This is a genomic window from Streptomyces sp. NPDC104307 (genome assembly GCF_055584045.1).
On sequence record NZ_JBVJMU010000014.1, the window covers coordinates 43,838 to 59,064 of the forward strand.

The 15,227-nt window shown below is 69.5% G+C and carries 11 protein-coding genes and 2 tRNA genes; 6 read left to right on the forward strand and 7 right to left on the reverse strand.

Annotation, left to right across the window (positions count from 1 at the left end; translation table 11 throughout):
- Window positions 1–125 precede the first annotated feature (125 nt).
- The 4 genes from ACZ601_RS28565 (at window position 126) to ACZ601_RS28580 (ending at window position 5,790) form a co-directional block, all read left to right on the forward strand.
- Window positions 126–3,086: a UPF0182 family membrane protein gene (locus ACZ601_RS28565; RefSeq protein ID WP_469543536.1), complete on the forward strand. Its 2,961-nt coding sequence runs from the start codon at window positions 126–128 to the stop codon at window positions 3,084–3,086.
- Between the two features lie 52 nt (window positions 3,087–3,138).
- A tRNA-Met gene (locus ACZ601_RS28570) sits at window positions 3,139–3,212 on the forward strand.
- Between the two features lie 214 nt (window positions 3,213–3,426).
- Complete coding sequence (locus tag ACZ601_RS28575) at window positions 3,427–5,490, forward strand: tetratricopeptide repeat protein (protein WP_469543258.1); 2,064 nt, start codon at window positions 3,427–3,429, stop codon at window positions 5,488–5,490.
- A 226-nt stretch (window positions 5,491–5,716) separates the two neighbouring features.
- Window positions 5,717–5,790 (forward strand) — tRNA-Met (locus tag ACZ601_RS28580).
- A gap of 112 nt (window positions 5,791–5,902) precedes the next feature.
- Here ACZ601_RS28580 and ACZ601_RS28585 read toward each other — a convergent pair.
- The 4 genes from ACZ601_RS28585 to ACZ601_RS28600 all read right to left on the reverse strand — a co-directional run bounded on the left by ACZ601_RS28585 (window position 5,903) and on the right by ACZ601_RS28600 (window position 9,427).
- A complete protein-coding gene (locus ACZ601_RS28585; RefSeq protein WP_469543261.1) occupies window positions 5,903–7,051 on the reverse strand; it encodes an ABC transporter substrate-binding protein in 1,149 nt (382 codons plus the stop codon).
- 32 nt (window positions 7,052–7,083) lie between these two features.
- Window positions 7,084–7,953 (reverse strand): ABC transporter permease, encoded by an 870-nt coding sequence (locus ACZ601_RS28590; protein WP_469543264.1) that lies wholly within the window; start codon window positions 7,951–7,953, stop codon window positions 7,084–7,086.
- A complete protein-coding gene (locus ACZ601_RS28595; protein WP_469543267.1) occupies window positions 7,950–8,774 on the reverse strand; it encodes an ABC transporter ATP-binding protein in 825 nt (274 codons plus the stop codon). Before ACZ601_RS28595 ends, ACZ601_RS28590 begins: the two co-directional genes overlap by 4 nt.
- Window positions 8,775–9,007: 233 nt before the next feature.
- Window positions 9,008–9,427: a Fur family transcriptional regulator gene (locus ACZ601_RS28600; RefSeq protein ID WP_311303346.1), complete on the reverse strand. Its 420-nt coding sequence runs from the start codon at window positions 9,425–9,427 to the stop codon at window positions 9,008–9,010.
- Window positions 9,428–9,578: 151 nt separating this feature from the next.
- Between ACZ601_RS28600 and ACZ601_RS28605 the strand changes: the two genes are divergently transcribed.
- On the forward strand, window positions 9,579–11,048 hold the full coding sequence (locus tag ACZ601_RS28605; RefSeq protein WP_469543270.1) for a catalase: 1,470 nt from the start codon (window positions 9,579–9,581) through the stop codon (window positions 11,046–11,048).
- Window positions 11,049–11,145: 97 nt separating this feature from the next.
- Here ACZ601_RS28605 and ACZ601_RS28610 read toward each other — a convergent pair whose 3' ends face one another.
- Both ACZ601_RS28610 and hisN read right to left on the reverse strand, forming a co-directional pair.
- Window positions 11,146–11,547 (reverse strand): CBS domain-containing protein, encoded by a 402-nt coding sequence (locus ACZ601_RS28610; RefSeq protein WP_328865488.1) that lies wholly within the window; start codon window positions 11,545–11,547, stop codon window positions 11,146–11,148.
- 196 nt (window positions 11,548–11,743) lie between these two features.
- The gene (hisN, locus tag ACZ601_RS28615; RefSeq protein WP_469543274.1) at window positions 11,744–12,544 is read right to left on the reverse strand and encodes a histidinol-phosphatase; all 801 of its coding nucleotides are present in this window, start codon (window positions 12,542–12,544) and stop codon (window positions 11,744–11,746) included.
- A gap of 122 nt (window positions 12,545–12,666) precedes the next feature.
- Here hisN and ACZ601_RS28620 point away from each other — a divergent pair, with 122 nt between their 5' ends.
- Window positions 12,667–13,335, forward strand: a complete 669-nt coding sequence (locus ACZ601_RS28620) for a TetR/AcrR family transcriptional regulator (RefSeq protein ID WP_469543276.1) — start codon at window positions 12,667–12,669, stop codon at window positions 13,333–13,335.
- Here the strand turns inward: ACZ601_RS28620 and ACZ601_RS28625 are convergent.
- Window positions 13,328–15,016, reverse strand: a complete 1,689-nt coding sequence (locus tag ACZ601_RS28625; RefSeq protein ID WP_469543279.1) for an ABC transporter family substrate-binding protein — start codon at window positions 15,014–15,016, stop codon at window positions 13,328–13,330. The genes ACZ601_RS28620 and ACZ601_RS28625 overlap by 8 nt on opposite strands.
- Window positions 15,017–15,227: the final 211 nt, after the last annotated feature.

Here is a 15,227-nt window from a genome sequence, read left to right on the forward strand (position 1 = left end):
TGCCTCCTTCCGCCCCGGGAACGGGAACTAGGTAAAGCCTCAGTAAGTTGCATAGGTGGGCTCTACGATCGCGGGGCCCCTTCAACACGACCGCGAACTTTGAGGTGCGCACGTTGGCTTTCCAGATGCCGGACCGCGGCGGAGGCCCGACAGGGCCACGGATCAGAGTCGGCCGCCCGTCCCGGCGCGCCCGAACCCTGCTCATGACACTGGGCGTCCTGGCGATCCTCGCCATGGCGTTCGTCATGTTCGCTGGGTTCTGGACGGACTGGCTCTGGTACAGGTCGGTCGCGTATTCATCCGTCTTCACCACCACCCTGTGGACCAAGATCGGACTGTTCCTCGTCTTCGGACTGCTGATGGCCGTGGCCGTCGGCGTGAACATCTGGCTCGCGCACCGGCTCCGGCCGCCGCTGAGCGCGATGTCGCTGGAGCAGCAGAGCCTGGACCGCTACCGGATGAGCCTCGCCCCGTACAAGAAGTGGGTGCTGCTCGCGATCACCGCGCTCGTCGGTCTGATCGCCGGAGCGTCCTCCTCCGGCCAGTGGCGTACCTGGCTGATGTACGTGAACGGCGTGTCGTTCGGGCAGAAGGACCCCCAGTTCCATCTGGACGTGTCCTTCTTCGCCTTCGACCTGCCCTGGTACCGCTTCCTGCTGGGCTTCGGCTTCGCGGCCACGGTGCTCTCACTGGTCGCCGCCGCGCTGACGCACTACCTGTACGGCGGGCTGCGCATCACCAGCCCCGGCGCGCGGGCGACGGGGGCGGCCACCGGCCATCTCTCGGTGCTGCTCGGCATCTTCGTGGCGCTGAAGGCCGTGGCGTACTGGCTCGACCGCTACGGGCTGGCCGTGAAGTCCAGCGACTTCAAGGCCACGGACAACTGGACGGGTCTGCGGTACGTCGACGCCAACGCCTATCTCCCGGCGAAGACGATCCTGTTCTGCATCGCCGCGATCTGTGCCGTGCTGTTCTTCGCGACGCTCTGGCGCCGCACCTGGCAGCTGCCGGTGATCGGTTTCGGGCTGATGGTCCTCTCCGCGATCCTGATCGGCGGGCTCTACCCGGCGATCGTGCAGAAGTTCCAGGTCCAGCCGAACGAGCAGGCCAAGGAAGCCCCGTTCATCCGGAAGAACATCGAAGCCACGCGTGACGCCTACGACATCGACAACGCACAGGTCGACGACTACGCGGGCAAGAGCACCACGGAGGACGAGACGAAGCTCCGCGCCAGCGCGGACGCCGCGGCCAGCTACCGGGTGATGGACCCCAACGTCGTCTCCCCGGCCTTCCAGCAGCTCCAGCAGAAGAGGAACTACTACCAGTTCCCCAAGACGCTGGACGTCGACCGCTACAAGGACGAGGCCGGCAAGGAGCAGGACACGGTCATCGGTCTGCGCGAGCTCAACCTCCAGGGCATCCCCAAGCGCAACTGGATCAACGACCACTTCACCTACACCCACGGCTACGGTGCGATCGCCGCCCGGGGCACCACGACCGGCAAGAACCCGAAGGGATCTCCCGACTTCACCGAGTCCGGCCTGCCGACCACCGGTGAGCTGGGCTCGTACCAGCAGGAGATCTACTACGGCGAGAAGACCGAGCAGTACTCCATCGTCGGCGGGCCCCAGAAGGAGCTCGACTACGAGGAGGACGGCGAGAAGACCACCAGCTACAAGGGCAAGAGCGGAGTCAGCCTCTCCAACGCGTTCAACCGCGCCGCCTACGCGGTAGCGTTCAGCGAACCGCAGATCCTGTACTCGGGAGCCATCGGTGACGGTTCGCGGATCCTGTACAACCGCACCCCCAAGGAGCGGGTCGAGGCGGTCGCTCCCTGGCTGACCATCGACGGCGACGCCTACCCGGCCGTGGTCAAGGGCCGCATTCAGTGGGTCGTCGACGCGTACACCACGACCAACGGCTACCCGTACGCCTCGCGTACGACGCTGGGCGACACCACGGCCGACTCGCTGACCACCAATCAGCGTGCCGTCGTCGCCCAGCAGAACCAGGTCAACTACATCCGCAACTCGGTGAAGGCCACCGTCGACGCGTACGACGGCACGGTCAAGCTCTACGAGTGGGACACCGAGGACCCGATCCTCAAGACCTGGCGCAAGGCGTTCCCGGGGACCGTGAAGCCCCGGGCGGACATCCCGCAGGACCTGATGGACCACCTGCGCTATCCGCAGGACCTGTTCAAGGTGCAGCGCGAGCTGCTGACCCGCTACCACGTGGAGAACCCCGCCCAGTTCTACAGCGGCAGTGACGCGTGGCAGGTCCCGGACGACCCGACCAACAAGGAGTCCGGTGCCGTTCCGCCGTACTACCTGAGCATAAAGATGCCGGACCAGAAGGCTCAGAAGTTCTCGCTGACGACGACGTTCACTCCCAAGGGGCGGCCCGACCTGGGGGCGTTCATGGCGGTGGACGCCGATGCGTCGAGCAAGGACTACGGCACGATAAGACTGCTCAGAGTCACCACCACGGTGAAGGGGCCGGGCCAGGTACAGAGTGAGCTCAACGGCAACGACGACGTCGCCGAGTTCGTGAGAAACCTCAAGGGCACCGACTCCGACATCGAGTACGGCAACCTGCTGACGGTGCCGCTCGAAGGGGGCTTCCTGTACATCGAGCCGGTGTACACGCGCGGTGGCACGCAGAACTATCCGCTGCTGCGCAAGGTCGCCGCCTCGTACGGGTCGAAGATCGTGTTCGAGAACAGTCTCGGGGAGGCGCTCAACGCGGTCTTCGGGGTGGACGACTCCGATACGAGCCAGCCACCGGCCGAGAACACGCGACCACCGGGTGACACCACGCAGCCGCCGGCCACCGGCGACGCGGCGCTGAAGAAGGCGATCGCGGACGCCCAGAAGGCCTATACGGAAGGCGAGGCGGCCCTGAAGGAGCAGGACTGGACCGCCTACGGCAAGGCCCAGACGGATCTGCAGGACGCCCTGCAGCGGGCAGCGGCCGCGCAGCCCAAGTCCGGCAGTCCCAGTGACACGGACAAGTCCGATAAGGCTGATAACGCCAGCAAGACGGACAAGGAAGAGAAGAGCGACAAGGCCGACAGTGGTGGCTGAGTAACTCGGTAAAGCTTCACCTTCGCGCCGTGGTACGGTTTGAACACAACGGCGCGGGGTGGAGCAGCTCGGTAGCTCGCTGGGCTCATAACCCAGAGGTCGCAGGTTCAAATCCTGTCCCCGCTACTGAAAGACGAAGGCCCGGATCCTTTCGAGGATCCGGGCCTTCGTCGTGTCGCCGTGACTTTTCCGTGCGGCCGTGCGTGAAGTGCGGTTCATGGGGCAGCAGTTGGACAGAGGTGTGCTTGACTTGTCTCTCTGTGGGCAAGTCGACAAAACGCTGAAGTGACCTCACTGGCCGCGATATACCAGGTGTACGCGGGTTACAGGTGGTGCGACGATGGTATTTATGGGGGACAGGGCAACTCTGTTGGAGACACGCCGGTTTGGTCAGCGTCACGCCCATCCGGCAGAAAACGTGCTGGATGTGGCATTTGCCGCCGCCGCACGGTACAACGACTACATCGAGACCGCCGAGACTGCGGAGTGTGCCGCGACCGTCGAAAGTGCAGAGACCGCAGAGTCCGCGGACGGCGTGGAGAACGCCGAGGGCGCGGAGACCGCAGAGAGTGCGGACAACGCCGAGAGCGAGGCGCGGCACCGTCGCGCCGCCGACGCCGGAGACACCGCGTCGATGAGCGTCCTCGGCGCGTTGCTGCTGCGCCGGGGCGATCTCGCCGGTGCCGAGACCTACCTGCGCGCGGCCACCGCCGACGGTGACCGTGCGGCGGCCAACAACCTGGGCGTTCTGCTGCACCAGCGCGGCTACCCGGACGAGGCGGCCGACTGGTGGCGGATCGCCGCCGTCGCCGGCTCCGCCGCGGCCGCGCACGCCCTAGGGCGCCACTACCGCGAGCGCGGCGACGAGCCCGGCGCCGAGTACTGGCTGCGCCAGTCCGCAGAGCAGGGCCACGCGCTGGGGGCGTACGCCCTCGCGGATCTGCTGGAGCACCGCAGCGACGTCGGCGCCGAGCGCTGGCTGCGCGCCGCCGCGGAACAGGGGCACCGCGAAGCCGCGTACCGGCTGGCACGGATGGTGGAGCGCCACGCGGCGGACGACGCGCACGACGCGTTCGGCCGGCAGGGCCCCGGCGGTCTCCGTCCCCGCACCGGAACGGACGACGGAACGGACACCGCCGCAGGCCGGGGCGCCGTGCGCAAGGACGACAGCCCGGTCGCCGGACCCGAAGCGGGCCGGGTCGGTGAGGCCGAGCAGTGGTACCGGCAGGCCGCCGCGCGCGGGCACCGTCGTGCCGCCCTGCACCTCGGCGCCATCCTGGAGCAGCGCGGCGAGCTGAAGGAGGCCGGCCGCTGGTACCTCATCGCGGCCAAGGCGGGCGAGGCGCGGGCCGCCTGCGCGCTCGGCTTCCTGCTCCGTGACGCCGGAGACCGGGAGAGCGCGGCCGTGTGGTGGCTGCGTGCCGCGCAGGAGGGCGACGGCAACGCCGCCAACGCGCTTGGTGCGCTGCACGCGGCCCGCGGCGAGCAGCAGACCGCCGAGCGCTGGTACCGCGCGGCCATGGACGCCGGTGACGTCAACGGCGCGTACAACCTGGGGCTGCTCTGCGCCGCCCAGGACCGTACGGCGCAGGCCGAGCAGTGGTACCGGCGCGCCGCGTACGCCGGTCACCGGGAGGCCGCCAACGCGCTGGCCGTGCTCCTGCTCCAGGCGGGTGACGCGACCGGCGCGGAGCCCTGGTTCTCCAAGGCGGCCGAGGCGGGCAGCGTCGACGCCGCGTTCAACCTGGGCATCCTGCACGCCGGGCGCGACGAGGACCGGGCCGCGCTGCTCTGGTACGAGCGCGCGGCTGCGGCCGGCCACACCGAGGCGGCGCTCCAGGTCGGCATGGCGCTGCTGCACCGCGGCGAGGAGCGGGAGGCGGAGCGCCACCTGCGCTGCGCCGCGGGTGGCGGCAGCGCGGAAGCGGCCTTCCGGCTCGCCGGGGTGCTGGACTCGCGGCTGCCGCCGCCGGGGCCGCCCGCGCTGGGGGAGCCGATGCCCGAGAAGTCCGAGTGCGAGGAGTGGTACGAGCGCGCCGCCGAGCAGGGCCACCGCCGGGCCCAGGTGCGCGTCGGGATGCTCGCCGCGTCCCGGGGCGATGTGGAGAGCGCGAGCCGGTGGTACCGGGCGGCGGCGGAGTCGGGCAGCCGCAACGGGGCCTTCAACCTCGGTCTGCTGCTCGCCCGCGAGGGCAGTGAGCGCGAGGCGGCGCTGTGGTGGAGCCGCGCCGCGAATGACGGGCATGGGCGGGCCGCGCTCCGCCTGGCCCTGCTGGCCGCGCGCCGCGGTGAGCTCACGGAGGGGCAGCGGTGGTGTGCGCGGGCGGTCGAGCTGGGGCCGGCGGAGGTCTCGGAGCGGGCCGCGCGGTTGCGCGAGGCGCTGCATCAGGAGCTGACCGCGTAGGCGGGGTGGCGGGTGCGGGGCCGGGGGCCGGGTGCGGGGTTGAGGCGGGTGTTCGGGGGCGCGGCGCCTTCGGCCCCGCCTTTGTCCTCAATCGCCGGACGGGCTTGATAGGGCTGGTGTTCTCGGTCATCGGACGGGCCTGATAGGGCGTGGCTGTGGCTGTGGCCGGCCCGGGAAGGGATTTGCGCTGGTCCGGAGGGGTGACGTAATGTGGGGATCACAACGGCGCGGGGTGGAGCAGCTCGGTAGCTCGCTGGGCTCATAACCCAGAGGTCGCAGGTTCAAATCCTGTCCCCGCTACTAAAGACAGAAGGCCGGATCCTTTCGAGGATCCGGCCTTCTGTGCATGCCCCTTCTGTGCATGCCCCTTCTGTGCATGCCCCTTCTGCGCATGCCCACGAGGCGGCCCGGCTCAGGGTTTGTGGCCCACGGCCTCGCTGTACATCGCACGGTCCACGGCCTTCTCCTCCGGGACCGGTGTGCCCGTCTCGACGCCCGAGTCGGCGTACGCCTTCTGCACCCGGTCCGTGGTGCCCTCGCGGATCTCCCAGTCCATCCGCATCGAGGGTGTCGAGCGCAGGGTGGCCGCGTCGGTCTTCATCAGCTCGGCCAGCTCGCTGACGAAGGCGGGGTCGGACTTGTAGTCGCCGGCGAAGTAGGTGTTCACCGTACGGATGTAGGCCCGGAGGAAGGCGACGCCCGCGTCCGGGTCCTTGTTCAGCAGCGTCGGGCCGAACAGGAGACCGCCGAGCGGCTCACCGACCGGCTGGCCGCCGAGGAAGGCGAACTTCTTGTCGCCGTCGACCTTGCGCCAGATCGGGTCGAGCAGCCAGGCGGAGTCCACGCCCCCGTTCTGCAGGGCGGTCAGTACGTCCGCGGAGCCGAGCTGCTGGAAGCTGATCCTGTCGAGGCCGCCGCCGTGCTTCTTCAGCGAGGTGTCCATCGGGTAGGCGATCACCGAGCCCTTGCCGATCATCGTGCCGAGCTTCCGGCCGGCCATGTCGACGTGCTCTGCGCTCTCGCCGTTCTTGAGGCGCACCCACAGTCCGCTCTTCGACGTCGGGTCGGGGGAGAAGTTGCCCGCGACCCACTTGATGTCGAAGCCGCCGTTGATGCCGTTCATCACCGCGACCTCCGGCGCCGCCCACTGGGCGTCGACGTCGCCCTTGGCGAGCAGGGGCAGGGCGTCCGGGGTGGGGAGCACCTTCAGCTGGACGTCCAGGCCCTCCTTCGCGAACTCGCCCTTGGCCACCGCGACCTGGAGCGGAGCGACGTACTCCGCGCTCAGGGTGCCGGTGGCCAGCACGATCTTCCGCTTCTTCGCCAGCGGCCTGGGAGCGGGTGCCCCCTTCTCGCAACGGGCGGGCTTGCGGCCGGGTGCCAGGTCGGAGGGGTCGGTCCAGCTCCCGGCGCCGCAGCCCGCGACGGGCTTGACGGTGCGGGGCGCGGCGGCGCCGGCGGAGTCGTCGCCGGAGGAGTCGTTCCCGGCGCAGCCCGCCGCGCCGAGCAGGGATGCCGCCACGAGCACGGCGGTGCGGGTGAAGGGGGTAGGTGTGCGCACAGTGCCTCCGTACGGGGAACGAGGTTTGCGGTTCACGACTGGCTGCGACCCCGGTCGCGCGGGGCCCAGGGAGTGAGCAGCCGGCCGGCGATCCGGACCACTTCGGAGAAGACGACGCCGAGCACCGCCACACAGACGATGCCGACGAACATCACGTCGTTCTGGAACAGCGCCCGGGAGTCGAAGATCAGGTGGCCCAGCCCGTCGGCCGCCGCGATCTGCTCGGAGGCGACGATGACCAGCACCGCCACCCCGGCCGCGATCCGGGCGCCGACCAGCACCGCGGGCAGCGACGCCGGCAGGAGCACGTGCCGGAACATCTGCCAGGGCGAGGCGCCGAACACCTGACCCGCGTCCCGGTGGCCGACCGGGACGGCGAGCACGGCGGCCATGGTCGAGATCCAGACGAAGAAGAAGACGGTGGCGGCGACCAGGGCGATCTGCGGCCCTTCGCCGAGGCCGAACATGTTGAGGAAGACCGGCAGCAGGGCCAGTTTGGGTACGACGTACAGGGCGTCGAGCAACGGCTCCAGCGCCGCCCGCACCAGGGCGAGCGAACCCATCAGCAGGCCGAGCGCGTAGCCCGCGACCGTGCCGATCACATAGCCGCCGAGGACTCGTTTGAGCGTGGCCCACACATCCGGCCACAGATCGCCGTCGGCGGCCCGGTCCCAGCCGTCCGCAAAGATGGTGGAGGGTGCGGGATAGACCCGGTCGTCGATCCAGGACTGAGCGGCGGCCAGCTGCCAGAGCAGCACCAGGAGCAGCGGTACGGCGACGGCGAGCGCGATTTCGAGGGTGCGGCGCCTGCGGTGGGTGCGTACGGGATGCAGTTCCTGCGGCCCCGGCCTGCGGACCAGCACCTGCTCCTCCTCGTGCGCGGACTTCACGGCGGTGCTCATGCCAGGGCCGCCTCTCCGCGGACCTCGCCGCGCAGCAGATCCCACAACTCGCCCTTCAGCGCGGTGAATTCCGGCGTCGAGCGGATGTCGCCGGTGCGCGGCCGCTCGAACGGCGGGCGGTGCTCCGCGATGATCCGGCCGGGGCGGGCGGACATTACGAGCACCCGGTCCCCGAGCACGATCGCCTCCTCCAGGCTGTGCGTGATGAAGAGGGTGGTGGTGCGGGTGGTCTGGGTGAGCTCCAGCAGTTCGTCCTGGAGGATCGTGCGCAGCTGGGCGTCGAGCGCGGCGAAGGGCTCGTCCATCAGCAGGATCTCGGGCTCGACGGCGAGTGCGCGGGCGATCGCCACCCGCTGGCGCATCCCGCCAGAGAGTGCGGCCGGGTAGGCGCCGGCGAATTCCGCGAGCCCGATCCGGGACAGCCAGTCGTGCGCCCTGGCGTCGGCCTCCTTGCGGGGGACGCGCTGGATGTCGAGGCCGAAGCGGACGTTGGCCTGGACGGTCTTCCAGTCGTAGATCCCGTAGTCCTGGAAGATCATCGCGGCGGGCCGGGCCGCTGCCGTACGGATGGACAGCTCGCCGGCGCTGGGGCGCAGCAGTCCGGCCGCGATCCTGAGCAGGGTGGACTTGCCGCAGCCGGACGGGCCGACGATGCAGGCGAACTCGCCCGGCACGATGTCGAGATCGACCGGCCCGAGAGCGGCCAAGGCCTTGGCCCCCCGTCCGAAGGAGCGGGCCAGGGAGCGGGCGCGGAGTTTGGGGGCGTCGGTGGACGGCGGTGGCGATGGCGCGGGGGGTGGGTTCGGGTGCGGGTCTCCCACGGGTCTCTCCTCGTACGTGTTCGAGGTGCGGAGCCGCCGCGGCCGGGCCCGCGAAGCGGCGGTGATCGTCGATGACGATATGACGACCCGTCAGATTCGGGAAGGGGGTGCGCGGGGGTCAGTACCGCGGGCGGGCAACGGAAGAAGCCCCGCGCCGGGGTCTCCGGTGCGGGGCCTCCAGTGCGGGGCCGAGGGGGGCCGGGGTGTGTGGCCCCAGGGTGCGGCAGGCCGCGTCAGGCTGCCGCGGCGCAGTTCGGGCAGATGCCCCGGTACGTCATCTCGACGCCGGAGATCGTGAAGCCGAAGCGCTCGCCGGCCGGCAGGTCCGCCAGTGGGTCGCCCGCCGGGTGCACGTCGCGGATGGCGCCGCAGGTGGCGCAGACCAGGTGGTGGTGGGGGCGGTGCGCGTTCGGGTCGTACCGCTTGGCCCGGCGGTCGGTGGAGACCTCGATGACCTCACCGAGCGTCACCATCTCGCCCAGCGTGTTGTAGACGGTGGCCCTGGAGATCTCGGGCAGCTTGGCGACGGCGCGGGCGTGCACCTCGTCGGCCGTCAGGTGCACATGCTCCCCGTCGAGCACCTCGGCCACGACGCGCCGCTGTGCGGTCATGCGCCAGCCGCGTCCACGAAGTCGTTCCAGCAGGTCACTCATGAGGGCAAGCCTAGCAGTGGAGGGGTCCTGTTCCGAACTGGTGTGACTCTGGATCCCTGCTTGACTTGGATTAAGTCCAATGTAGGATCATGTTTGAAGCAGGCCAGGGGACAGGCTGTGCACGGCATGACGACATGCCGCATGTGCAGGAATGACGCAGGAGGCGCACGTGACGCAGGGACCGCTCACCACAGAGGCCGGAGCACCGGTCGCCGACAACCAGAACAGCCAGACCGCCGGCATCGGCGGTCCGGTGCTGGTGCAGGACCAGTCGCTGATGGAGAAGCTCGCCCACTTCAACCGCGAGCGCATCCCGGAGCGCGTCGTGCACGCCCGGGGCGCCGGTGCGTACGGCACGTTCACGCTGACCCGTGACGTCTCGCAGTGGACGCGGGCGAAGTTCCTCTCCGAGGTCGGCAAGCGGACCGAGACCTTCCTGCGCTTCTCCACCGTCGCCGGCAACCTCGGCTCCGCCGACGCGGTGCGTGACCCCCGCGGCTTCGCGCTGAAGTTCTACACCGAGGACGGCAACTACGACCTCGTCGGCAACAACACCCCGGTGTTCTTCATCAAGGACGCCATCAAGTTCCCCGACTTCATCCACACCCAGAAGCGCGACCCGTACACCGGCTCGCAGGAGGCGGACAACGTCTGGGACTTCTGGGGTCTGTCGCCCGAGTCCACCCACCAGGTGACCTGGCTCTTCGGTGACCGGGGCATCCCGGCCACGCTGCGCCACATGAACGGGTACGGCTCGCACACCTACCAGTGGAACAACGAGGCCGGCGAGGTCTTCTGGGTCAAGTACCACTTCAAGACCGACCAGGGCATCAAGAACCTGACCCAGGACGAGGCCAACAAGCTGGCCGGTGAGGACCCGGACAGCCACCAGCGCGATCTGCGTGAGTCCATCGAGCGCGGCGAGTTCCCGTCCTGGACGGTGCAGGTGCAGATCATGCCGGCGGCAGAGGCGGCCACGTACCGCTTCAACCCGTTCGACCTCACCAAGGTGTGGCCGCACGAGGACTACCCGCCGGTCGAGATCGGCAGGCTGGAGCTGAACCGGAACCCGGACAACGTCTTCGCGGAGACCGAGCAGTCGGTCTTCAGCCCCGCGCACTTCGTTCCCGGCATCGGCCCGTCCCCGGACAAGATGCTCCAGGGCCGCATCTTCGCGTACGGCGATGCGCACCGCTACCGGGTCGGCATCAACGCCGACCACCTGCCGGTGAACCGCCCGCACGCCGCCGAGGCGCGGACGTACGGCCGTGACGGCTACCAGTACGACGGCCGCCACAAGGGCGCCAAGAACTACGAGCCGAACAGCTTCGGCGGTCCGGTCGAGACCGGCCGCCCGCTCTGGGAGCCCACCCAGGTCACCGGCGCCACCGGCACCCACGAGGCCACCGTGCACGCGGAGGACGACGACTTCGTCCAGGCGGGCAACCTCTACCGGCTCTACTCCGAGGACGAGAAGGTCCGGCTGATCGACAACCTCGCCGGGTTCATCTCGAAGGTCTCGCGCGACGACATAGCCGAGCGCGCGATCAACAACTTCCGTCAGGCCGACGGCGAGTTCGGCAAGCGGCTGGAAGCGGCGGTCCAGGCCCTCCGCGGCTGACAGCAGCCTGCCCGGCCGGCCCGGCCCTCCGCGTGGGGGGCCGGGCCGGCCGTTCGTATGCCTGCTCGGTCGGCCGGTGCCGGTGCCGCTGTCTGCCTCAGCCGACCAGCGCCGCCGGATGACGGCCGGCCGGCGCCCAGCAGCGGATGATGTCGCGCACGGAGACGACGCCGACCGGGCCGTTGTCGTCCAGCACGATCAGATGCCGGAAGCCGCCGTGCGTCATGGCCTCGGCCGCCTCCTCCAGGGTCCAGGCCGGCGCGGCGAAGACCACGTCGGTGGTGGTGTGGGTGGCGGCGGTCTCGACGTCGGGGTTCTGGCCGGAGCCGACCGCGTTGAGGATGTCGCGCTCGGTGATGATGCCGAGACCGCAGGTGTCCGGGTCGTGGACGACCGCTGCTCCGATCCGGCGCGCCGACATCAGCCGGGCTGCCTGGCGGAGGGTGTGGGTGGGGCCGATGGTGAGGACCACCGTGCTCATGGCGTCACGGACGAGCATGAAGGGAGCCACCTCCTTCGTGAGCGACTCTGTGAGTCGGTTCACAAGTTCACAAGCGGGGGGACTCTCAGAGTCGCACTGATCAGAGGCGGCAACAAGGGGTGGTGAAGATCATCGGAGGGGCGTGCGGTGGTGCGGCACGCCCCTCCGATGGCCGGTACGCCTGCTCAGCGCCGTACCGCCGGGTCCGGGACGGTCAGTAGCGCTGGTTCAGATAGCCCAGCAGTTCGTGGTGGAGTGTTCCGTTCGAGGCCGCCGCGTTGCCGCCGCCCGGTCCGGGGACCCCGTCCAGGCTGGTGAAACGGCCGCCCGCCTCCTCCACGATGATCGCGTTCGCCGCCATGTCCCAGAGCGAGAGCTCCGGCTCGGCGCAGATGTCGACCGATCCCTCGGCGACCATCATGTACGGCCAGAAGTCCCCGTATCCACGGGTACGCCAGCAGGCCCGGGTCAGATCCATGAAGCCGTCGAGCCGGCCCTGCTCCTCCCAGCCGGTCAGCGAGGAGTACGCGAACGAGGCGTCCGCGATCCGCTCGACCTTCGACACCCGCAGTCGGGACGCCGAGGTCAGGCTGCGGCCGGTGAAGGCACCCGCGCCCTTCGCCGCCCACCAGCGCCGGTTCAGCGCGGGCGCGGACACCAGGCCGACCACCGGCTGGAACCCCTCCTCACCCGCCTCCATCAGCGAGATCAGCGTCGCCCAGACCGGCACACCGCGTACGTAGTTCTTGGTCCCGTCGATCGGGTCGATCACCCAGCGCCGGGGGCCGGTCCCCTCGACCCCGAACTCCTCGCCCAGGATCGCGTCGCGCGGGCGGGCCCGATGGAGGTGGCCGCGGATCAGCTCCTCCGTGGACTTGTCGGCCTCGGTCACCGGCGTCATGTCCGGCTTCGTCTCGACCTTGAGGTCCAGGGCCTTGAACCGGTCCATCGTCGTCGCGTCGGCAGCGTCGGCCAGCACGTGGGCAAGGCGCAGATCATCGTGGTAGTCGGGCATGACCGTCACAGTATCGACCGCGGGTGAACAGAGCCAAAGGGCCCCGGGGCGCTGCCTGGACTCTTGACAGTCCGGGGGAGCGCGTCAACTCTGAATCGCAGGCCCCTGCGTGGGAGGCAACGATGCCGACAGCGCGAGAAGCACTGCTGGACGCCGCCCGCGCGGCCCTGGCCACCCGGCCCTGGCCGGCCGTGCGGATGGTCGATGTGGCAGCCGCCGCCGGGGTCTCCCGGCAGACCCTCCACAACGAGTTCGGCGGCAAGGACGGGCTGGCCCGCGCTCTGGTCGGCCGGGCCGCCGACACCTACCTGGCCGGTGTCGAACGGGCGCTGCGGACAGCGGGCGGTACCGGCGACAAGCTGGCCGCCACCGCTGCCTGGACGGTCCGGGCCACCCGGAAGGACGAACTGGTCCGAGGGCTGCTCACCGGCTGCTGGGGGGACCGATTACCGGGCCCGCTCCGGCCGCCCCACCCGCTCCGGCCGCCCGGCGCACTCGTGCCCGCGCGGCGGCGGGCCGATGCCGGACCGCCGACACCCGCCGAACTGCTCGACCGGATCAGGGACCGCGTGGTGGCCGCGCTGGATGACGGAGGGCGCCCGCCGTGTGACCCCGCTGCGCTGGTGGCGACCTGCGAACTCGTCCTGCGGCTCGCCCTGTCGTACGCACTGGTGCCCCCGTCCCCCGGGACGCCGGGGGACGGGGTGCCGCTGGTGCGGGACGTGCTGGAGCGGGCCGCGGGCGCGGTTGCCGGAACCGACCGGGGTGCGACGGGAGCGGAGGCTACTTGAGCCAGCCGACCTTGGCGTAGTCCGTGTCGCCCAGTCCGGACGCGCCGAAGTTGGCCAGGCCCTTGCGGACCGCGTTGATCTGCGGGCGCTGGTAGAGCTCGATGGAGTGGCCGAGCTTCCAGATCTCGACGTCGGCCTCGTTGTACAGCTTGACGGCCTCGGCGTGGTCTGTGGTTCCGGCGGCCTTCGTCAGCAGCCCGTCGATCTTCGGGGAGCCGACCGAACCGAAGTTCTGGAAGAGGTTCTTCCCCTTGGGGCTGATGAAGACGGGGGTCAGCATCGTCTGGTAGACGGCATCGACGTTACGGAAGCTGACGATGTCGAAGTTGCCGGTGTTGACGAACTTGTTGAAGTAGTCGTTCGCGGGGACCTGCTTGATGCTCACCTTGATCCCGACCGCGCCGAGCATCTGCTGCACCAGCTCGGCCTGGTCCGTGGCGGACGAGGTGGACCCCGCGCTCAGTGTGTAGTCGAGTGTGAGCTGCTTGCCGCCCTTGGTGCGCGGCTTGCCCTCTCCCTGGTCCTTCCAGCCCGCCGCGTCCAGCAGCTTCTTCGCCTTCTCGGGGTCGTACGTGTCGAACTCGCTGGAGTTGTCCTGGTACCCCTCCTGGTTCGGCATGAAGAAGTGGTTGTTCAGCGGCTTCAGTTCGAAGGAGAGGTCCTTGCTGAAGCTCTCGTTGACGCCGTCGCGGTTGATCGCCGCCTGAATGGCGTGGCGTACCCCTACGTCCTTCAGCGGACCGCGGCCGCCGTTGAGGGTGATGTGCACCTCGTCCCAGCGCGCCCCTCGCCTGATGTCGGTGTCCGGGGCCTTGACCAGGCGCTTGTAGTCCTCGGGGAGCAGCGCGGGTGCCTGGTCGATCTCCTTGTTGAGGTACGCCTCGGTCTCCGCCGCGGAGTCGATGACCCGGTACACGACCGAATCCAGCTTCGGCTTGTCCCCCCACCACTTGGGGTCCGGGACGAGGGTGATGGTCTGCGCGGTCTTGTCGTACGTGCCGACCTTGAAGGAGCTGCCGGTCACCAGGGCCTTCTGCGACCAGCCCTTGTTGAACTTCTCCGGGGTGTCGATGTACGACGCCGGGTACAGCGGGTCGAAGAGGCGCTGCCAGTCGGCGTACGGCGAGGAGAAGGTGATCTTCACGCCATGTGCGCCGGAGCCCTGCTCGACCTTGGAGATCTGCTCGTAGCCCGAGGTGTCGACGGCTTCGAAGGCCTCGTCCGAGCCGTTCAGCGCCTTCCACTGGGCCCGGAAGTCCTTCCAGCTCAGCGGCTTCCCGTCGGACCACTTGGCCTCCGGGTTGAGCTGGTACTCCACCACCTGGGGGCTGGTCGAGGTGACCTTCGCCGAGGCGAGGAAGTTCGGGTTGGAGTGGATCGCGCCCTTGGCGTCGGAGTCGAACAGGTCGGGGAGCACGGCCGTGATGATGTCCTGGGCGTCGCCCTGCTGGCCGTCGACCTGGTTGATGTTGTACTGCGTGATCCACTGGTCGATGCCGAACCGCAGTGACCCGCCCTGCTTCAGGTCGCTCACCGGGTGGACGTTGATGCTCTGCCCGTCGGCCTTGGGCGCCGCCTGCTTCCTGGGCGCCTTTCCGTCTCCGTCGGAGGAGTCGCAGCCACTCACCGCCAGGGTGGCCGACACGGCTGCGGCGATGGCGATCAGGGTGGTTCTGCGCATCGGATTTCATTCCTCCGGTTCGGTGCGGCCCGATCGGGGCCACAGGCTCCGCAGACCGTAGAGCCATCCGCGGGCCCGGCGGGAGGGCAGCCGGGGTGCTTTCATATTTTCTTTGCATGGCCGCAACAATCAACCGGCAAGCTGGTCCCGCACCCCGACCACCTGCATCGATGGAGCCTGCCGCGGTGGCGATCCCCTCGCCCGACTCCTG